Here is a 20,339-nt window from a genome sequence, read left to right as displayed (position 1 = left end):
AGATTTCGCTTGCAATAAAAGCAAGGCTGCGCATAATCGCAAACCGCAATAATAATGATTATCAGTAATCTTCGTATTAGGGATCGACTATGCGCCTTTCGCTTTCTTCCCAGGGATATAAACCGACGCTGCTGGCCTTACTGGTCAGCGCCGGTTGTTTGCCAGTGATGGCTGCTACCACCAACACCCGTGATTCCGCTTCAACCGCCAGTAGCGACGAGCAGGTCCTGACCGTCACCGCCGCGCCGCAGAGCGATTTCAAACCCGGCGGCGATCAGCTGGTGCCTGCTTATCTTGATGGCCAGGTGGCTCACGGCGGCCGTCTCGGCATGCTGGGCGAGCAGAGCGCCATGGAGGTGCCGTTCAACGTTATCGGCTTCACCTCGAAGATGATCCAGGATCGGCAGGCGAAAACTATCGCCGACGTGGTGAAAAATGACGCGGGCGTGCAGAGCCTGCAGGGCTATGGCAACTTCGCCGAAACCTACCGCATCCGCGGCTTTACGCTGGATGGCGACGATATGACCTTCGGCGGGCTGCCGGGCGTGGTGCCGCGCCAGGTGATGGACGCGTCGCTGATCGACCGCGTCGAGATCTTCAAAGGCGCCAACGGCCTGCTTAACGGCGCCGCCAGCAGTGGGGTAGGCGGCATGATCAATCTTGAGCCGAAACATGCCGAGGATCTGCCGCTGACGCGCGTCGGCGTCGACTACACCTCGGCGCAGCAGATCGGCGCAACGACCGATATCAGCCGCCGTTTCGGCGATGATAATCAGTTCGGCGTGCGCCTGAACGCGGTGCATCGCGAAGGGGAAACCGGCGTCGACGGCGAGCAGAAGCGCACCACCGCCGCGTCGCTTGGGCTGGACTACCGCGGCGAACGCCTGCGCACCTCGCTGGACGTCGGCTATCAGAAAAAGACTTTCCACGATGCTGATAACGGCGTCAACATCAGCGGTATCGACTTTATTCCAGAGCTGCCGTCAAACAGCCACAACTACAGCCAGGATTGGGTCTACAGCGATATCGAGTCAGAGTTCGGTATGGCGCGCGCCGAGTATGACGTTACCGACAGCTGGACGCTCTACGGCGCAGTGGGCGCGCAGCACTCTCACGAGCTAGGCGACTACGCGTCGCCGAAGCTCACCGATGCAGACGGCAACGCGCAAATCGGCCGTCTTGACACCAACCGCATCATCAACAACTTCAGCGGCATGGCCGGACTGCGCGGCCGCTTCGATACCGGCTTTATCAGCCATAAGGTCAACGTCGGCTATTCCGCCTACACCTCGCGCAACAACACCGCATGGCGCATGGCCTATGGCGCGAACACCGAGTCGACCAATATCTATCACACCGACAAGGTGCCGAACCCGACCAACAACCTCACCGGCGGCGACTACGGCGATCCGCTCACCACCGGCCGCAACCGCACCCAGGGCTACCTGCTGAGCGACACGCTGGGCGTGCTGAACGACAGCGTGCAGCTGACTTTAGGCGCGCGCCATCAGAAAGTGGTGGTGCGCAACTACAGCAACGCCACCGGCGCGGAAGATACCTCGAGTCGCTACACCGACAGCCGCTGGATGCCGACCTACGGCATTCTTTATAAACCGCTTGAGTCGGTGGCGCTCTACGCCAACCACACCGAGTCGCTGCAGCCGGGCGAGGTGGCGCCGAACAACGCCACCAACTACGGCACCACGACCGGCATCGCTCATGCGAAACAGAATGAGGTGGGCGTGAAGGTCGATTTCCAGCGCGTGGGCGGATCGCTGGCGCTGTTCGAGATCAAGAAGCCGTCGGGCATTCTTAACGGCGACGGCAGCTATGGCCTGGACGGCGAGCAGCGCAACCGCGGCGTGGAGCTGAATATCTTCGGCGAACCGGTGCTGGGCGTGCGTCTCACCGGCAGCGCGACCTGGATCGATCCAGAGATGACCAAAACCGAAAACGGCAGCTACAACGGCAAGGACGCCATCGGCGTGGCGCGCTACAACCTGGTGTTCGGCGGTGAGTATGACATCAGACCGGTTGACGGCCTGACGGCGACGGCGCAGCTGCAGCGCACCGGATCGCAGTGGGCGGACGCCGCCAACAGCAAAAAGATCGACAGCTATACCACGCTGGATCTGGGCATGCGTTACCGCATGAAGGTGAAAGAAAACGATCTGGTGTGGCGCGTTGGCCTCGATAACGTGACCAATGAGAAGTACTGGTCCTCTGTCGACGATACCGGCACCTACCTGTTCCGCGGCGACGGACGCACGCTGAAGGCTGGCGTCAGCTACGACTTCTGACCCGCTAACGGGACGCGCTTCGCGTCCCGCTTTTTTTTGCTCAAGAAAAGGCTGGCGGCTGGGCCGGTTTCTATTACACTGGTCGCCGCCGCAAGCCTGCGGCGATCCACCGATTTCCGTTGAGAATCTATGCTTCCACTGTCGCCGCACGATCCGCAAGATGAGCCCCTTCGCCAGACAATGGACGATGCTCACTTCGCCATCGTGGTGCTTGCGGTGACCTCTGTTACGCTTATAATCTTCGTCCTGTTGGTGACGCTCTGGATGAGTTAAAGAGAGAATCGTAAGCGGCAGGGAGGTTCAGAAGGAGAAAGTATGGAATCGCGAGATGACAAACTGATCGCCATTATTGGTCTGCTGGCCGCCTGCTTGATCGGCGTGGTATTTCTCTTTGCTATGACCTGGCTCACCGATGTCCGCCATCCCGCCGATCCGTCGCTTGAAGTACAGAGCTGCACGCCGAAAAAACCGCCCGTTCATCCCTCCTGAAATCTTGTCTGAAACTTGATCTGCTGACTGCGCAACACCAGCGCCAGGCCCTCATGCAGCGTGCGGTTGCCGTTGGGATCGCCCAGCCCGAACAGCGCGCCCGGCGAACGACGATCGTCAGCCCAGGCGGGATATTCCACCACCGGATAGAGGGAAACCCCCTCCAGGCCCACTCCCTGATCGAGCGCCAGCATCACCTCTTCGCTGATATGCTGCAGCCAGGTGGCGCGCGCTTCGCCTTCCGCACCGGTTTCCGCCAGCAGCAGCGGGCGCTGGTAGCGCTGCCAGCACTGCGCCAGCAGGCGATGCAGCGGCTGGCGCAGCGGATGCGTGGCCGACATCGGCTCGCCGGGAAAGAACCAGTGATTGTCGGGATAGTAGTTGAGTCCGAGAATATCAAGGCAATCCTCGCTGCCGCCGAGCTCGCTGTCGATGCGGCCAGCCAGCATATCCCAGGCCTCAAACTGCGCCTGATGCTGCACGTCGGCGTAGGGTTTGCTGTCGGGATTATGGGGATCGCTGGCGATCTGCACCAGCGGATCGGTGAGTACGAAGCGCGCGTCGGGATAGACCTCGCGGATAGCGTGGATCGCCGCCAGCGAGGCGCGCACCAGCTGACGCTTCAGCTCTCTGCCGCGGTTGGCGACGTGGGGATTAAACCAGGCGACGTCGGCTCCGGCCCATGACCAGAATGAAATCTGGTTAATGGGCGTGAAAAAGGGGCGCTCGATGCCCTCATCGCGCATCACCTGCGCCATAGCGCGGGCGAAACGGGCGAAATGCTCGATAAACGACGCCTTCCAGATATTCAGATGATCGGGATAGCCGAAGTGCGCCAGCTCCCAGATAATCTCCATCTCATGGCGTCTGGCCGCCTGCACCATCGGCAGGAAGCTGCTCCAGTCGTAGCGGTCCGGCTCTTTTTCAATCAGATACCAGCGTGCGCCGTCGCGCGCCGTATGCAGACGCTGCGCCGCCAGCGCGGCGTAATCTTTATCCAGCAGCATATCGTGGCCGCTGCTGATCACCATGTCCAGCCGCTTGCCCGCGGTGCGGCAGGCGGTAGAGCAGGGGAAGCTGCCCTGAAAAAAACTTTTAAACAGCCGGGGATGATGGCGCTGAAGCAGGGATGAATCTGACGTCATGGTCCGCTCCTGTAACTGGCCGGTCGTGATAGTCTGGCTAAGTCTAGCTGAAAAAACGGCGCTGTCTGGCTGCTCTCAGACTGCGCGTATAGCCATATCCGGCGAAGCGTTAAATAATAAGAGCGTGTCGATTATTCAGGGAACCCCAATGACCGAAGCGTTAAATCTGCTGACCGAACTGCCCGACGTCAGCTGGCTTGAGGAGATTATCGGCCCGCGCAGTGCCCGCCACCCCGGCCTGAGCGGCATTCATCCGCTGGCGGACGGGCTCGACGCTTTCGCGGCCCGCTATCTGCTGATGGGCAAAGCGGAGCGCACGCTGGATGTGCAGTATTACATCTGGCAGAACGATATGTCGGGACGCCTGCTGTTCAGCGCGCTGCTGGAGGCGGCCGGGCGCGGCGTGAAGGTGCGGCTGCTGCTGGACGACAACAACACGCCGGGCCTGGACGATACGCTGGCGCGTCTCGATCGCCATCCCAATATCACGGTGAAGCTGTTTAATCCCTTCTCGTTCCGCACCCTGCGCGCGCTGGGCTATCTCTCCGATTTCGCCCGGCTTAATCGCCGCATGCACAACAAGAGCTTTACCGTGGACGGCGTGGCGACCATTGTCGGGGGGCGCAACGTCGGGGATGAATATTTCGCGACCGGCAGCGAACCGCTGTTCGCCGACCTCGACGTGCTGGCGATTGGCCCGGTGGTGGAAGAGGTCTCGGAAGATTTCGAGCGCTACTGGCAGAGCAAGCCGGTAGCGCCGCTCAAGAGCGTGCTGGATGAGAGCGAGCATCAGGACGGCGCGGTGGCGCTGCCGCCCGACTGGCGCGACAGCGAGGCGGTGCAGCGCTATCTGGCGCGGCTGGAGAGCTCGCACTTCGTCAGCCAGCTGGAGCAGGGCACGCTGAGCATGACCTGGGCGCGCGCGCGTCTGCTGAGCGACGATCCGCGTAAGGGGCTGGGCCGGGCGAAGCGCAGGAACCTGCTGCCGCAGCGCATGCTGGAGGTGATCGGCGTGCCGCAGCGGCAGTTCGATATCATCTCCGCCTATTTCGTTCCCACGCGCGCCGGCGTCGCCCAGCTGCTGGCGCTGAAACGGCGCGGCGTGAAAATCGCGATTCTGACCAACTCTCTCGCCGCCAATGACGTGTCGGTGGTGCATGCGGGCTACGCTAAGTGGCGTAAAAAACTGCTGCGGCGCGGCATTGAGCTCTATGAGCTGAAGCCGCAGTCGGGCGTGCCCGACGCGCCGCACGACCGCGGTCTCACCGGTAACTCCGGCTCCAGCCTGCATGCCAAAACCTTTACCGTCGATCAGGAGACGCTGTTTATCGGCTCATTCAACTTCGATCCCCGCTCGGCGGTGCTGAATACCGAAATGGGGCTGGTGATTGAGAGCGAGGCGCTGGCGCGGCAGACCCATCAGCGCTTTAGCGCCGCAATGCGCGATCGCGCCTGGGCGCTGCGGCTCGACAAGTGGGGACGCGTCAACTGGGTAGAGTATGCGGGGGAAGCGCAGGAGATTGTGCATAAGCATGAGCCACGCTGCACCTGGGTGCAGCGCCTGCTGGTGCGGCTGGTGTGGCGTCTGCCGATCGAGTGGCTGCTGTAGGCGTCGACCGCGCGGACGGCAGGGCGTCCGCGCGGTCGTCTTGCTATTTTTTCTGCGGCTTGCCGGAAAACAGAAAGCGCAGCAGCGGAATGCGCAGGTGGATTTCGTAGAGCAGAAACGCCACGCCGAACACCATCGCCAGCCCGACAAAGAAGCCCAGCGTGTTGTTGCCGATCTGCGGCGTGATGAAAATGCCGTAGAGCAGCGTCAGCGGATGGTGCACCAGGTAGATAAACAGCGAGGCGTTCACCAGATACATAATGCGCGGCGAGTGGGCGTTAAGCATGCGGTGGCCGAAGCTGAAGCAGACGTTGAGCATGCAGAGCCCCATCAGCGTGGTAATCAACGCGTCGAGCTCATAGAGCCAGCCGTCGCCGCTGCTGTAGCGCTGATTAAGGCTATAGGCGATGAAAACCAGAATCGCGCCAAAGCACATCACCGGATTAAAGCGCACGAACAGCTGCTTCAGAGCAGGGTGCTTCCATGCCAGCGCTCCCAGCATAAAGAAGGGCAAAAACAGCAGCGTCTGCATCACCATAATGCTGAACAGGCCATCCATCAGCAGCGCCGGGAAAAAGGTAAAGATCGCGCGGCGGAAAAGGTCCCACAGCAGCGCATAGCCCATAATCGCCAGCGTCACCTTGCCCCAGCCGATGCGGCTGTAATCGATATGCCGATGCTGGCGGCGTAGCCAGTTAAAGGTCAGCATGCCCAGCGCGGTGAGGATCACCAGCACCACCAGGAACCAGAGGTGCGAAATCAGCTCCCACATCAGGTTATTGAACTTGCCGTACAGCGTCAGCTGATCCCAGTTGCTCATCTTGTCCGACAGCGCGCGCAGCATAAAAAACTGCGGCAGCGTAATCAGCGGCACGGCGGTCAGCAGCGGAATGCCGACGCGCTCCAGGCGCACTTTCAGCCAGCGCTTCGCTTCGTAGCGCAGGTAGAGCATGTAGGAGAAGTAGCCGGAAATAACGAAAAAGACCTGCATGCGGAAGGCATGAATAAAATCATTCAGCACCGTCAGCCAGAGCGACGCTTCCTGACTATTAACGGCCCATTTTTGGGTGGAATAGATGAGGGAAACGTGAAACGGCACCCCCAGCAACATCAAATACGCCCGAATCGAATCGAGAAAATATTCACGTTCAGGTTTTACTGTACTCATAAAGTTCCAGTTTGTTAGTACGTTTCGGCCAGTTTCCCCCTGAAACTGGTTTATGCCGCAGGGAAATTCTACCTGCTGTAAACAGCGTATACTATCAGTTGATTCTGGAACGTTTAATTGTCTTAAAAGCAGGCGTAGCCCTGACGAAACCCTGGAACATTCTTTTGGATATGCTGTCGGAAAAGCGAATAATCCTTTAAGATAAATGGGTTTGTACTTAGCACACGAAAGGGGGGGATGTGCTGATTAATGTAGAAAAAAAAGGCGGACTGATGAAGATGCGCTGGCTTGGCGCGGCAGTTCTGCTGGCGTTGTACGCCAATAATAGCTGGGCGTTTAACCTTGATGATGTCGCAAAAGAAGCCAAAACGCTGGCAGGGAAAAGTTTTGAGGCGCCTAAGAGCAATTTACCCTCTCAGTTTCGTGAAATGAAATTTGCTGACTATCAGCAGATCCAGTTTAACCACGACAAAGCGTACTGGGGCAAACTGCGTACGCCGTTCAAGCTTGAGTTTTACCACCAGGGCATGTATTTCGATACGCCGGTAAAAATCAACGAAGTGACGGCCAACGCGGCGCGCGAAATCAAATACAGCCCTGACTATTTCAACTTCGGCAACGTTAAACACGATGCCGACTCGGTGAAAAATTTAGGGTTCGCCGGTTTCAAAGTGCTTTATCCGCTTAACTCGCGCGATAAAAAAGATGATGAAATCACCAGCTTCCTGGGCGCGAGCTACTTCCGCGTTATCGGCGCCGATCAGGTTTATGGCCTGTCGGCCCGTGGTCTGGCAATCGACACGGCGCTGCCGTCTGGAGAAGAGTTCCCGCGCTTTAAAGAATTCTGGATCCAGCGTCCTAAGCCGCAGGATAAGCAGCTGGTAATCTATGCGCTGCTCGATTCGCCGCGCGCGACGGGCGCCTATCGCTTTACCGTCCATCCGGGCAAAGAAACCACTGTCGACGTTCAGTCGAAAGTCTATCTGCGCGATAAAGTCGGTAAGCTTGGCGTTGCGCCGCTGACCAGTATGTTCCTGTTCGGCGCCAACCAGCCTTCGCCGGTGACCAACTTCCGTCCCGAACTGCATGACTCCGACGGCCTGTCGATTCACAGCGGCAACGGCGAATGGATCTGGCGGCCGCTCAATAATCCGCGCCATCTGGCGGTGAGCACCTACACCATTGAAAGCCCGAAAGGCTTCGGTTTGCTGCAGCGCAGCCGCGACTTCAACCGCTATCAGGATCTCGACGATCGTTACGATATGCGTCCAAGCGGCTGGGTTGAACCGCTGGGCGACTGGGGTAAAGGCCGCGTCGAGCTGGTAGAGATCCCGACCGCGGACGAAACCAACGACAATATCGTCGCCTTCTGGACGCCGGAGAATTTGCCGGATCCGGGCAAAGAGATGAACTTCAACTACCGCCTGCACTTTACGCGCGACGAGAGCCAGCTTCACTCCGACGATACCGCCTGGGTGAAAAACACGCTGCGTTCAGCGGGCGACGTGAAGCAGTCTAATCTGGTGCGTCAGCCGGACGGTTCTATCGCCTTCACCATCGACTTCGTTGGTAAAGCGATGAGCCAGATGCCGGATAACAGCCAGGTCGCGCCGCAGGTTAGCGTGGGCGAAAACGGCGAAGTGGTTGAGCAGAGCGTACGCTATAACCCGGTCACCAAAGGCTGGCGTCTGGTGTTGCGTCTGCGCGTCAAAGATAACAAACAGCCTACCGAAATGCGCGCCGCGCTGGTTAGCGGCGACAAGACATTGACGGAAACCTGGAGCTATCAGTTACCTGCCAATGAATAATCCGACATTTATTCCTAAAAACTACGTGGAAGCCCTGCCGCTGGATGCGGCAGGGAAGGCCCGGTTAAGCGCCTCGCTGCAGCACGCCGAGGCGTTTCACTTCATTCACGATACGCTTGGCCAGGATGTAGCCGCCAGCGATCGTCCTGACGATGCGCCGCTCAAGTCGGTCTCGGCCCGCGTCAAAATGGCGTGGCCGGACTCGCTGGCCAACGGCGAGCAGTTCGGCAAAGATTATCTCGATCGCACCACGCTGAAGGCGATGCCGAAGGTTAAACGCTCGCTGATGTTCCCGGAAGCCTGGCGGACCAACCCGCTGGTGCGTGCCTGGAGCTCGCTGCGCGGCGAAAAGCTGACGCATCGCTACGCCAATGCGGAAGAGCAGCGCGCTGAGGAGAAGTGGCGTCACGTCGGCTCCATTCGCCGCTATGTGCTGCTGATCCTTACCCTGTTCCAGACCGTTATCGCCACCTGGTACATGAAAACTATCCTGCCCTATCAGGGCTGGACGCTGCTCGATCCGATGGAGATGCTGAATCAGAACTGGCAACAGTCGGTGATGCAGATCCTGCCCTATGTGTTGCAGACCGGCATTCTGTTCCTCTTTGCCATTCTGTTCTGCTGGGTTTCGGCGGGCTTCTGGACCGCGCTGATGGGCTTCCTGCAGCTGCTGATTGGCCGCGATAAGTACAGCATCTCCTGGTCGACGGTAGGCGACGAGCCGCTTAATCCCGAACATCGTACCGCGCTGATTATGCCGATCTGTAACGAGGACGTGGAACGTGTCTTCGCGGGCCTGCGCGCCACCTGGGAATCGGTCGCGCGTACCGGCAACGCAGAGCACTTCGACGTTTACGTGCTGAGCGACAGCTACGATCCCGATATCGCCATTGCGGAGCAGAAGGCCTGGATGGAGCTGGTGCGCGACGTGGGCGGCGCCGGCAAAATCTTTTACCGCCGTCGCCGTCGCCGCGTGAAGCGTAAGAGCGGCAACATCGACGACTTCTGCCGTCGCTGGGGCAGCAACTACAGCTACATGGTGGTGCTGGACGCGGACAGTGTGATGAGCGGTGAATGTCTTACCGGCCTGGTGCGCATGATGGAAGCGAACCCTAACGCCGGTATTATCCAGTCGTCGCCGAAGGCGTCGGGCATGGATACGCTCTACGCGCGCTGCCAGCAGTTCGCCACGCGCGTTTACGGTCCGCTCTTTACCGCCGGTTTGCACTTCTGGCAGCTTGGCGAGTCGCACTACTGGGGACATAACGCCATTATCCGCGTCAAGCCCTTTATCGAGCACTGCGCGCTGGCGCCGCTGCCGGGCGAGGGCTCTTTCGCCGGATCGATCCTGTCGCACGACTTCGTCGAGGCCGCGCTGATGCGCCGCGCCGGCTGGGGCGTGTGGATCGCCTATGACCTGCCAGGTTCTTATGAAGAGCTGCCGCCGAACCTGCTGGACGAGCTGAAGCGCGACCGTCGCTGGTGTCACGGTAACCTGATGAACTTCCGCCTGTTCCTGGTGAAAGGGATGCACCCGGTGCACCGCGCGGTATTCCTGACCGGCGTCATGTCCTATCTCTCGGCGCCGCTCTGGTTTATGTTCCTGGCGCTCTCCACCGCGCTGCAGGTGGTGCATACGCTGATGGAGCCGCAATACTTCCTGCAGCCGAGGCAGCTCTTCCCGGTCTGGCCGCAGTGGCGTCCTGAGCTGGCGATTGCGCTCTTCTCGACGACGCTGGTGCTGCTGTTCCTGCCGAAGCTGCTCAGCGTAGTGCTGATCTGGTTCAAAGGGGCGAAACCTTACGGCGGCGCGTTCCGGCTCTTTATCTCGCTGCTGCTGGAGATGCTCTTCTCCGTGCTGCTGGCGCCGGTGCGTATGCTGTTCCATACCGTGTTCGTGGTCAGCGCCTTCCTGGGCTGGGAAGTGGTGTGGAATTCGCCGCAGCGCGACGATGACGCTACGCCGTGGAGCGAAGCCTTCCGTCGTCACGGATCGCAGATGCTGCTCGGCATCGTCTGGGCAGTAGGCATGGGCGTGCTGGATCTCAACTTCCTCTGGTGGCTGGCACCGATCGTCTTCTCGCTGATCCTGTCGCCGTTCGTGTCGGTGATGTCGAGCCGCGCGACGGTCGGGCTGAAGAGCAAGCGCGCGAAGCTGTTCCTGATCCCGGAAGAGTATGAGCCGCCGAAAGAGCTGGTGGACACCGACCGCTACCTGCAGCTCAACCGCGAGCGCGCCCTGAAGCACGGCTTTATGCATGCGCTGTTCCATCCGGCGTTTAACGCGCTAGCGACCGCGCTGGCGACCTCGCGTCACCGACAGAGCCAGCTGCTGGATTACGCGCGCGACCGCCGCGTCGATCAGGCGCTGAGCGATGCGCCCGAGAAGCTGAACCGCGAACAGCGTCTGCAGCTGATCAGCGATCCGGTGGTGCTGGCGCGCGTTCACTCACGCCTGTGGGAGAACGGCGATAAGTATCATCAGTGGGTAGAGAGCTATCAGAAGCTGGCGCTCAATCCGCTGGCGCTACCGCCTCAGGCGGGTTAATATTCGCCAACCTAAAGCGGCAGCGATGCCGCTTTTTTTATGCGCGCACTTTAACGCTATTATTACGTTTTGATGGCGTAAGCAGGCGACAAAATAGCTGCGCCATTATCTACACTAGCCGCTGGCTGAAATGAGTATCGCGAGTGAAAAGTTTGCTGAAAACAGTGATGGTCGCGCTGATGGCGCTGATATTAAGCGGATGCGGCAGTATTATCAGTCGCGCCGTGCCTGGCCAGGGACACGGCAATCAATACTATCCTGGCGTGCAGTGGGATGTGCGCGACGGCCCATGGCGCGTGCTGACTATTCTCGATCTGCCGCTGTCGCTGGTGGTGGACACCATGCTGCTGCCGGTTGATGCCCACCACGGGCCCTATGAGTAATCAGAGCAGGCGATCGGACTCGCTGTTGTCATCTTCCCACTCCTGCGCCGCCGCTTCACCTTCTTCGCTGTCGATCGGCGGCTCAAGCTGAAACTCGCCCTCGTCCCATTCGTGCAGCGTATTTTCGGCTAACCACTCCTGGCGCAGCTCGACTTCGTCGAAATCGCCGTCAAATATCGCCTGCGCCGCCTCGCCGCTGCGGATCGGCAGACATTCGCCGCTCTCGCCTTCCTCTTCAAAGAACTCTGCCTGCCACATAATATCGCCATCCTGCATCACATACTTCTGCAGGCCAAACTGACTGATGCTGGCATCCTCTTCTTCAATGTCGGGATGATCGGCGAGAAATTCTTCACGCGCAGCCTCGATGGCTTCTTCTAAGGTGCTGAACATGCTCATTACTCTTCTCCTTGCCTGATTAACGGGATGTCAGAGAAGGATAGACGAAATTTTTCAGGGGAAAGGGTGAAAAAGAGACGGCGGGCGAGAAAGTCCTCCCGCCGTCATCGATCAGAGTGACTTCTGCGGGAAGTGCAGCACCGGTCGCACCGTTTCACGCATAACGGGCGCCGCATAACGAATACAGCATTTAATACAGGGTTTGACTTTTTTAAAATTAATTCGCGCAATAGATAACGCCTGATTCAAATTATATAACGTGCCGATAAAAACGATGTCCTCTTTACCCGGCATACGTTTACACTCTTTGCGGTGTAAATAATGGTAATTATCCTGATCGGTACTGATTGTCACGTAGTAATAGATGCCTTTATTCATTTTTATGTTCCTGCTAGAGATTCGCTGTGTGTAATCTTTTTATATTTTTTGAAGGGCAGTTAAATAATTAACTGTCACGATCGAAATTACCGATATGTGTCTAATTGTTCAAATTCCATAAAAGTATAAAACAGCCATCTAATTGACATAATGCTTATATGCAACAGGTCTAATCAGACAATGCCTTGTAAAATAAGTTAATTTTACTGGATAGATAAGCTAAGGCAAAGAGTTATCATTGAAGAAATAGGAAAAGACCTGGAGTGGGTTTAAATCAGATCCAAATAAGATAAATCGCAATCATTAATTTCTTAGCCGCTTATTAGCCATATTACGGGATAATGCCTGCTTTTGGCCACTATTAATTTAGCGCGCATGAACAATTAAAAAAAGGGATAAATCAATACATGCCTTGCTTTAGTTTAGAGTGGACCTTATTGGCATGTATAAAAGCTTTTTTCATTATGAAACAACAAGTTGTGTGATGTAGCGCAAGGTTTTAAGCGTAAGCGACGATGATGCTTAAGGCCGGCGGACGACAGCGCGTCCGCCGGAAGGAGATCAGTAGCGAGAAGGTTCGCCTTCGGGACGCGTTTTGAAGCGACGGTGCAGCCACATATATTGCTCCGGCGCCAGCAGGACGCCTTCTTCCACCACTTTATTCATCTGCGCGGCGGTGGCGACATCGCTGTCGAGCGGGATCTGCTCGCTGACGTCGGGCAGGATCAACATCTGGTAGCCGCGACCGTGCGGCAGGCGGCGCGGCACGAAGGGAATAACGTGCGGCTTGCCGCTGCGGATCAGCAGATAGGTGCCTACGGTGGTGGCGGCTTTTTCTACCGCGAAGAAAGGCACGAACACGCTGCTGCGCGGGCCGTAGTCATGATCGGGCGCGTACCAGATAATGTCGCCGTTTTTCAGCGCGCGGATCATGCCTTTCAGATCTTTGCGGTCGAGCATACCTTTGTTGGAGCGCATCCGGCCCCAGGTCTGCAGCCAGTCGATCAGCTTGTTGTCATTAGGGCGATAAACGCCGATGCCGGGGTTATAGATGCCGAAAATACGCGCGCCCAGCTCCAGCGTCAGGAAATGCATGCCGATGAGCAGCACGCCGCGCTGCTCATCTTTCGCTTTTTGTATATGCTCAAGGCCGGATACATCGAACCACTTTTTGATGCGCCAGTCGGGCCAGAACCACGCCATGCCGGTTTCAATCAGCCCCATGCCTACCGACTCGAAGTTATGCTTTACCATCGCTTCACGTTCGCTGGTCGGCATATCGGGAAAGCAGAGCTCCAGATTGCGTCGGGCGATGGCGACGCGGCGCTTCAGAAAGCGTATCGCAATACGCCCTAATCCGCAGCCCAGCATATAGAGCAGCGGGTAGGGCAGCAGCACCAGCAGATAAAGAAAGGCAATGCCCAGCCAGGTCAGCCAGTAACGGGGATGGAGAAGTTCTCGGGAAAATTGCGGCAGTTGAGTCATATGAAAAAGCTTATCCTGCGTAATGCGCCTGATGGCGCCAATATCTCGTTGATTTTCCCCTATTGTGCCAGCTTTTCTTCTGCGCTGAAATAAACGCAGGGCGATTGCGTATGGGGCCAGCTGAAAAGAAACCCGCCTGAAGGGGGAATAAAAAGCGATCCAGATCAATTTTCTTTGCATCCTGGCCCATTGCTGTATCATGTGCCGCGCAATTTTTTATCCCAAACAGGAACGAACACCATGCCAGTGTTACATAACCTTGTTAACAATAAAGAGCTGAAGGCGCGCATGCTGGCGGAGACCGAACCGCGCACGACCGTCTCGTTCTACAAATATTTTCACATCGCCGATCCCAAAGCCTTTCGTGACGCGCTCTATCTTGGCCTGACTGAACTCAAGGTCTTTGGCCGCGTCTACGTGGCAAAAGAGGGGATCAACGCGCAGATCAGCGTCCCCGCCAGTCTCTATGAGAAGATGAAAGACTATCTGTATGGCTTCGATCCGGCGCTGAACAATCTGCGCATGAATATCGCACTCGACGACGACGGCAAATCCTTCTGGGTGCTGCGCCTGAAAGTGCGCGACCGCATCGTGGCGGACGGCATTGAAGACGAAAGCTTCGACGCCAGCGACGTCGGCACCTATCTGAAAGCGGCGGAAGTCAACGCGATGCTGGACGATCCCGACGCGGTGTTCGTCGATATGCGTAACCACTACGAATATGAAGTGGGCCGTTTCGATAATGCAATGGAGATCCCGGCCGACACCTTCCGCGATCAGCTGCCGATGGCGGTTGAGATGCTGCAGGAGCAGAAAGATAAAAAGATTGTGATGTACTGCACCGGCGGCATTCGCTGCGAAAAAGCGAGCGCCTGGATGCGTCATAACGGTTTCGACGATGTTTACCATATCGAAGGCGGCATTATCGAGTATGCGCGCCGTGCGCGCGAGCAGGGCCTGCCGGTGCGCTTTAAGGGTAAAAACTTCGTCTTTGACGAACGCATGGGCGAGCGCATCTCCGACGATGTGCTGTCGCAGTGCCACCAGTGCGGCGCGCCGTGCGATACGCACACCAACTGCGTCAACGACGGCTGTCATCTGCTGTTTATTCAGTGCCCGAGCTGCGCCGAGAAGTTCCACAATTGCTGCAGCCCGCTCTGTATGGAAGAGTCGCAGCTGTCGCCGGAAGAGCAGCGCGCGCGCCGCGCCGGTCGTGAAAACGGCAATAAGATTTTCAATAAGTCGCGCGGTCGTCTGACCATGGCGATCCCGTCGCCGGAGAAAGAGTAACGGTCTGAGCCTGACGCGCATGCGTCAGGCTTTTTTATCGCTTCAGCGGGTAAAGCGAGCGAGCGAGAAGGGCGTGAGATCAAACGAAAAGGGTTTATCGAGCGCGAACTCCGTCGCCAGCTCCCCCAGCACGCTGGCGAACTTGAATCCATGTCCGCTCAGGCCGGTGATAATCAGACGATTCGGCTCGTCCGGCAGCGTATCGATAATAAAGTCTTCATCCGGGCTGATGTCGTAGCTGCAGGCCTCGCCGTGCAGACAGACCCCGACGCCAGGCAGAAATTTACGCAGAAACGCAAAGGCGTCGCTACCGTCTTCGGCAAAGCTGCCGAAGGGTTTGCGATCCTCCGGCTGGCTCATCGGCTGGCCGCCGTCGTGACGTCCCACCTTCAGCGCGTTGTTGTCCGCCGGAAAGCCGTAAAAGTGGCTGCCGTTTTCCATCTCTACCGTAAAGCCGGGAAACTTATTGTTTTCGCTGTAGCGGCCGTCGGCCTGATACCAGGCGAACACTTTACGCGTTGGCTTGAGCGGCAAATTCGGCACCAGCTTGCCGACCCAGGTTCCGGCGCTGATCAGCATCTTGCGCGCGCGGAAGGTGCCGTCTGCCGTTACCACCTGCTGCAGGTCGCCGTCGCGGCCAATCTGCGACACGCCGCAGTTAAACAGCTGTGCACAGCCCGCCTTCTCGGCGAGGGCGATCCAGCTGCGCACCGCCTGCTCGCACTTCAGGTAGCCCGACTGCGGTTCGAAAACGCCGATATAGCCATCCGGCACGCTGATCTGCGGCCAGCGCTGGCACACCTCTTCCGCCTGCAGCAGCTCTACGTCCAGCTTCCAGGCCTGCGCGCTGTCGATGACGTTGCGGATAAATTCAGAGTGAATGGGGGCGAGGTTAATAATGCCGCTGCGGTGCATAATGCGTTCGCCTGCCTGCTGTTCCAGCTCGTCCCAGAGGGTCTGCGCGCGTAGCACCAGCGGAACATAGCGTTCGCCTTCGCCGTAGGCGTGACGGATCAGCCGCGTTTCGCCGTGATGCGCGCCCTGGGTATGCGGCGGATGGCTGGAATCGATCATCAGCACCGACAGGCCCGCCTGGGTGGCGTAAAAGCCCGCGGCGGCGCCAACGGACCCGCTGCCCACCACAATCAGATCATAAATCATTGAAGAGTAACTCCTGAAAGCCGTAACACGCCCAGCAGCATACCAGAATCAGAAATGAAAAAGGCACCCCTGAGGGTGCCCGTTCATCTGGCGGAAACTAATGTTTGGACTGGTAGCGCCCCATTAGCTCGGCCGATTCGATCTTGGCAATGCCAGCTTCAAGAATAGAAATAAACTGTCTTGCCACGTCTGTTGTCAGCCAGTAAGTCGGTCCGACGTCTGCTTCTTCTTCTTTTTGATCCTGCGAGGAGAGCGAATGCAAACGGATCATCATAGCGTCGTAGCTGTCTACGGTACTGATATCCCAGCCCACCAGCGGGTGAGTCTGAATAACATCTTTATGATTACTGTCCATTATAACCTCCTTATTACTCGTTAAACGAAGTGCATGATGAGGTTCAATGCGGCTTTTTTATCCGATAGAGAGACAATTATAACAGAAAAAGCGCTCTATCCGATTAAAATGTGCGGCGAACAAAAAGTGAGCGAAATATTCGGCGTTAAAAAAGCGAAAAAAAAAAATAAAATGCCTGACGCATCAGGCAGTTTTTTTACGCGCTCGCGCACCAGTAAAAATCAGGCCAGGGGGTCAGCCGGCTGTACGCTGTGAGGCTTTTGCAGCGTCAGCGCCAGACGGGCGAAGTGCTGCTGCAGAGGTTCGTCGTGATTCTGATTTTGCGCCTCAAGCGTCAGATGATGCACCAGCAGCTGAGCGGCGCGCTCGTCGAGGCAGAGGGTAAGGCTGGAGAAGGCGCTTTCCAGCACCGTCAGGCGACGTTGCTGATCGGCGATTAGCGCCAGCAGTTCACCGAAGGTCATAGCCTCTTCCGGGTTTTCTGTCATCATTTCATCTCACCTCCTGTTAAGCATAACGAGCGCAAGAATAGGCGATTGATCGATCAGAGTCTAGATGCAGGAAAAAGTTCTGGCGAGGGGGGAGAGTGATAAAAAAGCCGGATGGCGACACCCGGCAAAAACTGCGCAGTGGCGGTTAATCGGTAATGAACCAGTCGTCAGCGCTTTCCCAGGTTTCCTGTAAAATATCGCTGATTCGATCGCGCGTCTCTTTGCCGCCGCCCAGCACGCTGAGCTGGTTCGCGGTGGCATAGCGCACTTTGACGTGGTTCTGGCCGTCGGGAAATTCTTCATCGATACGGCGGGAAAGTTCTGCCGTCAGCGCTTCCATTGCGCCGGACGGAAGCGGGGACGTTTTGGCAACGGTAATTTCAACACGCATAGCAGCCTCCGGATTAGATGCTGTATATATTTACAGTATATTCAGACCGGAGGCAAGCGAAAGCGCAGATCAGATTTTCACGCGCCAGTTCAGGGTTTCGCCGGCGAGGAAGGGCACCAGCGCGTGCTCGCCCATGCTGATGCTCTCTTCGACTTTCCAGGGTTCGCGCACCAGCGTCACCGTTCCTTCGTTCAGCGGCAGGCCGTAAAAGCGCGGGCCGTTCTCCGAGCAGAAGGCTTCCAGGTGCGCCAGGGCGTCCAGCTCTTCGAAAACGGCGGCGTAGGCGGGCAGCGACGTCGGCGCGTTGAAAACGCCCGCGCAGCCGCAGCTCGCCTCTTTGAGATGGCGCAGGTGCGGCGCGGTGTCGGTGCCGAGGAAGAAGCGCGGATGGCCGCTGGCGACCACCTTGCGCAGCGCTTCCTGATGCACGTTGCGCTTGAGGATCGGCAGGCAGTAGAGGTGCGGCCGCACGCCGCCCACCAGCATATGGTTGCGGTTAAACATCAGATGCTGCGGCGTAATGGTGGCGCCCAGCTTATCGTTGGCCGCCTCGACGTACTGCGCGGCTTCGCGCGTCGTGATGTGTTCGAACACCACTTTCAGTTCCGGATACGTTTTGCGCAGCGGCTCCATTACGCTGTCGATAAAGCGCGCCTCGCGATCGAAAATATCGATGTCGGCGTGGGTCACTTCGCCATGAATCAGCAGCGGCATGCCGATCTTCTGCATGCGCTCCAGCACGCTGCTGATGGCGGCGATGTTGGTAACGCCGTGGCTGGAGTTGGTGGTGGCATGCGCCGGGTAGAGTTTAGCGGCGGTAAACACGCCCGCGTTGAAGCCCTGTTCGATCTCATTGGGATCGAGCGAGTCGGTAAGGTAGCAGGTCATCAGCGGGGTGAAGCGATGTTCCGCCGGCAGCGCGGCCAGGATGCGGTCGCGGTAGGCGACGGCGGCAGCGACGCTGGTGACCGGCGGCACCAGGTTGGGCATCACGATGGCACGTCCGTTAACCGCGCTGGTATAGGGCAGGACCGTATTCAGCATCGCGTCGTCGCGCAGGTGAATATGCCAGTCGTCAGGGCGGCGGATAGTAAGTTGCTGAGGGTGTGCAGTCATCAGTGAAGCTCCGGCTAGTCAGGAAACGTAGAGGCGCGTTTTGGCCGGGTACAAAGCATAAGGTGTCGGGCAACCGTTTGCACCTCTTTTCTTGCAGGGAGGGGGAAAAGAACAGCGGGCACGGCGCCAGACCGCAGATGAGCTTACAGCGCGGGTGACATGGACCGAAGAGCAAAGCGTCCCGCGCAAGGGACTGCGCGGGCCGAGCCGCCAGGGATGGCGCTTTTGCGTCTTTGCGATCGGGCCATGTCACCCACGCCTGCACCTTGTCACTGCGTAAACGGAATCACCAGCTGGCCAGGCTCGACCTGAAGGCCCTTCGCGAATTTCTTCGCCAGCGCCTCGCCTTTGCTGCGATCGGCGCTCAATACATAAGCCGGCTTCTGATTAAAGTAGCTTTTCAGCGACTGATTCAGATAAGGGGTCAGGCTTTTCATCACCGCCGCCATCTTTTCCGGCTGCACCTGCGCGTCGACGATCTCCAGATCGCGCAGATAGACGGCGCCCTGCTGCGCGTCGAATACCGGCTGCGCCTTCATCTTCAGCTGCATATCCGCTTCCTGCGGGCCAAACAGCGAAGTGACGTTGATTTTTGCCTTGCCGGTCAGCGTCACGCGGTCCGGCTCCTCGCGGCCAATCTGGCTATTGAGGTCGGTCAGCAGAATATGGGCGTTCACCAGGCCGGCGACGCCGATATCTTTCTCATAATTGTTGTGCTTCGCCAGCGCCTGATTCACTTCCTGCTCGCTGATGGTGTACTGCGTAAGCTGATTGCAGCCGCTAACCAGCACGGCGAAAAACAGGGCCGTCAGCCCCAGAAATGCCTTTTTCATTGTGTCCTCATCCAGATTGATGCTAATGCAGCGCATAGGGTGCCTGAATGCGGATGAGGTGTCATTAAGAAGGCGATGAGAAACGCCGGCGCGCCTCTCATCGAACCGCGTCAGAGAGCGATAGAGGAGAGCAGGTTGACCTGCGTCTGCTTCGCCATGTTGTCGCGATAGTCAGCCACGCGGCTTGGCCAGTCGATGCCGGCCACCAGCGTCAGCGAACGCAGCAGCGGAAAGAGGTGGATATCATCTTCCGACAGCTCGCCGTTGACCGCGTTGGGTTTCACGATCAGCTTGTCGAGCTGGCGTAGATCGTCGCCGATCTTTTTGATCAGGCCCGGCGCATGGCTCTTCAGCTCGGTGAAATCGCCGATCGCCGCCTCTTTCTTCTGGCGAAAATAGTCGCGCGCCTCCGGCGTGGCGAATTCGGCGAAGGCGGCGTCCGCAATGCGCGGCAGCAGCAGCTTATTAACGTAGCCGTTGACGCTGCGCAGCCAGTCGCCGATCGCCGGATTGATTTTGCCGTTCAGCAGCGGCTCCCGGTCGCTTTTATCGATAAAGCGCACAATATCGAGGCTTTCCGGCATTGCGCTGCCGTCATCTTTTTGCAGGATGGGCGCTACCTTCTGGCCCACCAGCTTTTTCGGCGTCGCTTCATCGTCGTTAAGCATCACGATGAGCTCTACCGGCAGGTTTTTCAGGCCGAAAATCATGCGCGCTTTGACGCAAAAGGGGCAGTGGTCGTAGATGTAGAGTTTCATCCCGGTCTCCTTTAGATAGTCAGGGCGACGGGCGTCACCCTGATTGAGGGCGTGTCGGAAGTATGGAAGAGATTCCGGGCGAGGGCAAACCGACGCCGCGAGCGGACCGGGATTTGCAAAATAAAATCAAGGCGTTTCACGCCGGTCGTTAACGAATATTTTACCGCGGCAGGGGCGGCGGTTATAGTGAAAGCAATGTTGTTGGCACCGCTTTCCTTAAGCCTCAGATTTC

General features: G+C 57.9%; 19 protein-coding genes. 7 read left to right on the top strand and 12 right to left on the bottom strand.

Annotation, left to right across the window (positions count from 1 at the left end; all coding sequences use genetic code 11):
* Window positions 1–89: 89 nt before the first annotated feature.
* The gene (locus B3229_RS05265; RefSeq protein ID WP_286869979.1) at window positions 90–2,300 is read left to right on the top strand and encodes a TonB-dependent receptor; all 2,211 of its coding nucleotides are present in this window, start codon (window positions 90–92) and stop codon (window positions 2,298–2,300) included.
* 315 nt (window positions 2,301–2,615) lie between these two features.
* Complete coding sequence (locus tag B3229_RS05260; RefSeq protein WP_187143625.1) at window positions 2,616–2,789, top strand: hypothetical protein; 174 nt, start codon at window positions 2,616–2,618, stop codon at window positions 2,787–2,789.
* On the opposite strand, the gene B3229_RS05255 is transcribed toward B3229_RS05260, so the two are convergent.
* Window positions 2,777–3,934 carry a beta-glucosidase gene (locus B3229_RS05255; protein WP_286869977.1) on the bottom strand — a complete coding sequence of 386 codons (1,158 nt, stop codon included), beginning with the start codon at window positions 3,932–3,934 and terminating at the stop codon, window positions 2,777–2,779. The genes B3229_RS05260 and B3229_RS05255 overlap by 13 nt on opposite strands.
* A gap of 148 nt (window positions 3,935–4,082) precedes the next feature.
* On the opposite strand from B3229_RS05255, the gene B3229_RS05250 reads away from it, so the two are divergent.
* The gene (locus B3229_RS05250) at window positions 4,083–5,543 is read left to right on the top strand and encodes a phospholipase D family protein (RefSeq protein ID WP_048786539.1); all 1,461 of its coding nucleotides are present in this window, start codon (window positions 4,083–4,085) and stop codon (window positions 5,541–5,543) included.
* 43 nt (window positions 5,544–5,586) lie between these two features.
* Here the strand turns inward: B3229_RS05250 and mdoC are convergent, their stop codons facing one another.
* Window positions 5,587–6,711, bottom strand: a complete 1,125-nt coding sequence (mdoC, locus tag B3229_RS05245) for a glucans biosynthesis protein MdoC (protein ID WP_048786536.1) — start codon at window positions 6,709–6,711, stop codon at window positions 5,587–5,589.
* A gap of 269 nt (window positions 6,712–6,980) precedes the next feature.
* On the opposite strand from mdoC, the gene B3229_RS05240 reads away from it, so the two are divergent.
* From B3229_RS05240 to B3229_RS05230, 3 genes are all read left to right on the top strand, one after another.
* Complete coding sequence (locus B3229_RS05240; protein WP_193390109.1) at window positions 6,981–8,519, top strand: glucan biosynthesis protein G; 1,539 nt, start codon at window positions 6,981–6,983, stop codon at window positions 8,517–8,519.
* Window positions 8,512–11,067, top strand: coding sequence for a glucans biosynthesis glucosyltransferase MdoH (gene mdoH, locus B3229_RS05235; RefSeq protein ID WP_048786533.1), 2,556 nt, complete (start codon window positions 8,512–8,514; stop codon window positions 11,065–11,067). The genes B3229_RS05240 and mdoH overlap by 8 nt, the downstream gene beginning before the upstream one ends.
* Before the next feature lie 167 nt (window positions 11,068–11,234).
* Complete coding sequence (locus B3229_RS05230) at window positions 11,235–11,450, top strand: YceK/YidQ family lipoprotein (protein ID WP_075203257.1); 216 nt, start codon at window positions 11,235–11,237, stop codon at window positions 11,448–11,450.
* Here the strand turns inward: B3229_RS05230 and B3229_RS05225 are convergent, their stop codons facing one another.
* From B3229_RS05225 to B3229_RS05215, 3 genes are all read right to left on the bottom strand, one after another.
* Window positions 11,451–11,849: a MysB family protein gene (locus B3229_RS05225; protein WP_033751038.1), complete on the bottom strand. Its 399-nt coding sequence runs from the start codon at window positions 11,847–11,849 to the stop codon at window positions 11,451–11,453.
* Window positions 11,850–11,960: 111 nt separating this feature from the next.
* Window positions 11,961–12,227: a hypothetical protein gene (locus B3229_RS05220; protein ID WP_286869973.1), complete on the bottom strand. Its 267-nt coding sequence runs from the start codon at window positions 12,225–12,227 to the stop codon at window positions 11,961–11,963.
* Window positions 12,228–12,788: 561 nt separating this feature from the next.
* The gene (locus tag B3229_RS05215; RefSeq protein WP_286869972.1) at window positions 12,789–13,712 is read right to left on the bottom strand and encodes a Kdo(2)-lipid IV(A) acyltransferase; all 924 of its coding nucleotides are present in this window, start codon (window positions 13,710–13,712) and stop codon (window positions 12,789–12,791) included.
* Between the two features lie 240 nt (window positions 13,713–13,952).
* Between B3229_RS05215 and B3229_RS05210 the strand changes: the two genes are divergently transcribed.
* On the top strand, window positions 13,953–15,002 hold the full coding sequence (locus tag B3229_RS05210) for a rhodanese-related sulfurtransferase (RefSeq protein ID WP_286869971.1): 1,050 nt from the start codon (window positions 13,953–13,955) through the stop codon (window positions 15,000–15,002).
* 42 nt (window positions 15,003–15,044) lie between these two features.
* Here the strand turns inward: B3229_RS05210 and solA are convergent, their stop codons facing one another.
* The 7 genes from solA to grxB all read right to left on the bottom strand — a co-directional run bounded on the left by solA (window position 15,045) and on the right by grxB (window position 20,107).
* Entirely contained in the window at window positions 15,045–16,163 is a 1,119-nt protein-coding gene (gene solA / locus B3229_RS05205) for an N-methyl-L-tryptophan oxidase (RefSeq protein ID WP_286869970.1), read from the bottom strand.
* A 97-nt stretch (window positions 16,164–16,260) separates the two neighbouring features.
* A complete protein-coding gene (gene bssS, locus B3229_RS05200; protein WP_048786525.1) occupies window positions 16,261–16,518 on the bottom strand; it encodes a biofilm formation regulator BssS in 258 nt (85 codons plus the stop codon).
* Between the two features lie 221 nt (window positions 16,519–16,739).
* Window positions 16,740–17,009 carry a hypothetical protein gene (locus B3229_RS05195; RefSeq protein ID WP_033751017.1) on the bottom strand — a complete coding sequence of 90 codons (270 nt, stop codon included), beginning with the start codon at window positions 17,007–17,009 and terminating at the stop codon, window positions 16,740–16,742.
* 145 nt (window positions 17,010–17,154) lie between these two features.
* Window positions 17,155–17,400: a DNA damage-inducible protein I gene (gene dinI / locus B3229_RS05190; RefSeq protein ID WP_033751014.1), complete on the bottom strand. Its 246-nt coding sequence runs from the start codon at window positions 17,398–17,400 to the stop codon at window positions 17,155–17,157.
* 69 nt (window positions 17,401–17,469) lie between these two features.
* The gene (pyrC, locus tag B3229_RS05185; protein ID WP_048786520.1) at window positions 17,470–18,516 is read right to left on the bottom strand and encodes a dihydroorotase; all 1,047 of its coding nucleotides are present in this window, start codon (window positions 18,514–18,516) and stop codon (window positions 17,470–17,472) included.
* A 269-nt stretch (window positions 18,517–18,785) separates the two neighbouring features.
* A complete protein-coding gene (locus tag B3229_RS05180) occupies window positions 18,786–19,349 on the bottom strand; it encodes a lipoprotein (RefSeq protein WP_286869965.1) in 564 nt (187 codons plus the stop codon).
* A 110-nt stretch (window positions 19,350–19,459) separates the two neighbouring features.
* Window positions 19,460–20,107 carry a glutaredoxin 2 gene (grxB, locus tag B3229_RS05175; RefSeq protein WP_286869963.1) on the bottom strand — a complete coding sequence of 216 codons (648 nt, stop codon included), beginning with the start codon at window positions 20,105–20,107 and terminating at the stop codon, window positions 19,460–19,462.
* Between the last annotated feature and the right edge of the window lie 232 nt (window positions 20,108–20,339).

This window comes from Pantoea sp. UBA5035, assembly GCF_002415245.1.
GTDB lineage: Bacteria > Pseudomonadota > Gammaproteobacteria > Enterobacterales > Enterobacteriaceae > Pantoea > Pantoea septica.
The sequence above is the reverse complement of the archived record's forward strand: the minus strand, read 5'-3'. Positions and strand labels throughout refer to the sequence as shown.

What these genes read in the sequence shown, in the direction of transcription:
- B3229_RS05265 (WP_286869979.1), top strand. Translation starts at nt 90, where the DNA reads ATGCGCCTTTCGCTTTCTTCCCAGGGATATAAACCGACGCTGCTGGCC.
- B3229_RS05260 (WP_187143625.1), top strand. Translation starts at nt 2,616, where the DNA reads ATGGAATCGCGAGATGACAAACTGATCGCCATTATTGGTCTGCTGGCC.
- B3229_RS05255 (WP_286869977.1), bottom strand. Translation starts at nt 3,934, where the DNA reads ATGACGTCAGATTCATCCCTGCTTCAGCGCCATCATCCCCGGCTGTTT.
- B3229_RS05250 (WP_048786539.1), top strand. Translation starts at nt 4,083, where the DNA reads ATGACCGAAGCGTTAAATCTGCTGACCGAACTGCCCGACGTCAGCTGG.
- mdoC (WP_048786536.1), bottom strand. Translation starts at nt 6,711, where the DNA reads ATGAGTACAGTAAAACCTGAACGTGAATATTTTCTCGATTCGATTCGG.
- mdoH (WP_048786533.1), top strand. Translation starts at nt 8,512, where the DNA reads ATGAATAATCCGACATTTATTCCTAAAAACTACGTGGAAGCCCTGCCG.
- B3229_RS05230 (WP_075203257.1), top strand. Translation starts at nt 11,235, where the DNA reads ATGGTCGCGCTGATGGCGCTGATATTAAGCGGATGCGGCAGTATTATC.
- B3229_RS05225 (WP_033751038.1), bottom strand. Translation starts at nt 11,849, where the DNA reads ATGAGCATGTTCAGCACCTTAGAAGAAGCCATCGAGGCTGCGCGTGAA.
- B3229_RS05220 (WP_286869973.1), bottom strand. Translation starts at nt 12,227, where the DNA reads ATGAATAAAGGCATCTATTACTACGTGACAATCAGTACCGATCAGGAT.
- B3229_RS05215 (WP_286869972.1), bottom strand. Translation starts at nt 13,712, where the DNA reads ATGACTCAACTGCCGCAATTTTCCCGAGAACTTCTCCATCCCCGTTAC.
- B3229_RS05210 (WP_286869971.1), top strand. Translation starts at nt 13,953, where the DNA reads ATGCCAGTGTTACATAACCTTGTTAACAATAAAGAGCTGAAGGCGCGC.
- solA (WP_286869970.1), bottom strand. Translation starts at nt 16,163, where the DNA reads ATGATTTATGATCTGATTGTGGTGGGCAGCGGGTCCGTTGGCGCCGCC.
- bssS (WP_048786525.1), bottom strand. Translation starts at nt 16,518, where the DNA reads ATGGACAGTAATCATAAAGATGTTATTCAGACTCACCCGCTGGTGGGC.
- B3229_RS05195 (WP_033751017.1), bottom strand. Translation starts at nt 17,009, where the DNA reads ATGATGACAGAAAACCCGGAAGAGGCTATGACCTTCGGTGAACTGCTG.
- dinI (WP_033751014.1), bottom strand. Translation starts at nt 17,400, where the DNA reads ATGCGTGTTGAAATTACCGTTGCCAAAACGTCCCCGCTTCCGTCCGGC.
- pyrC (WP_048786520.1), bottom strand. Translation starts at nt 18,516, where the DNA reads ATGACTGCACACCCTCAGCAACTTACTATCCGCCGCCCTGACGACTGG.
- B3229_RS05180 (WP_286869965.1), bottom strand. Translation starts at nt 19,349, where the DNA reads ATGAAAAAGGCATTTCTGGGGCTGACGGCCCTGTTTTTCGCCGTGCTG.
- grxB (WP_286869963.1), bottom strand. Translation starts at nt 20,107, where the DNA reads ATGAAACTCTACATCTACGACCACTGCCCCTTTTGCGTCAAAGCGCGC.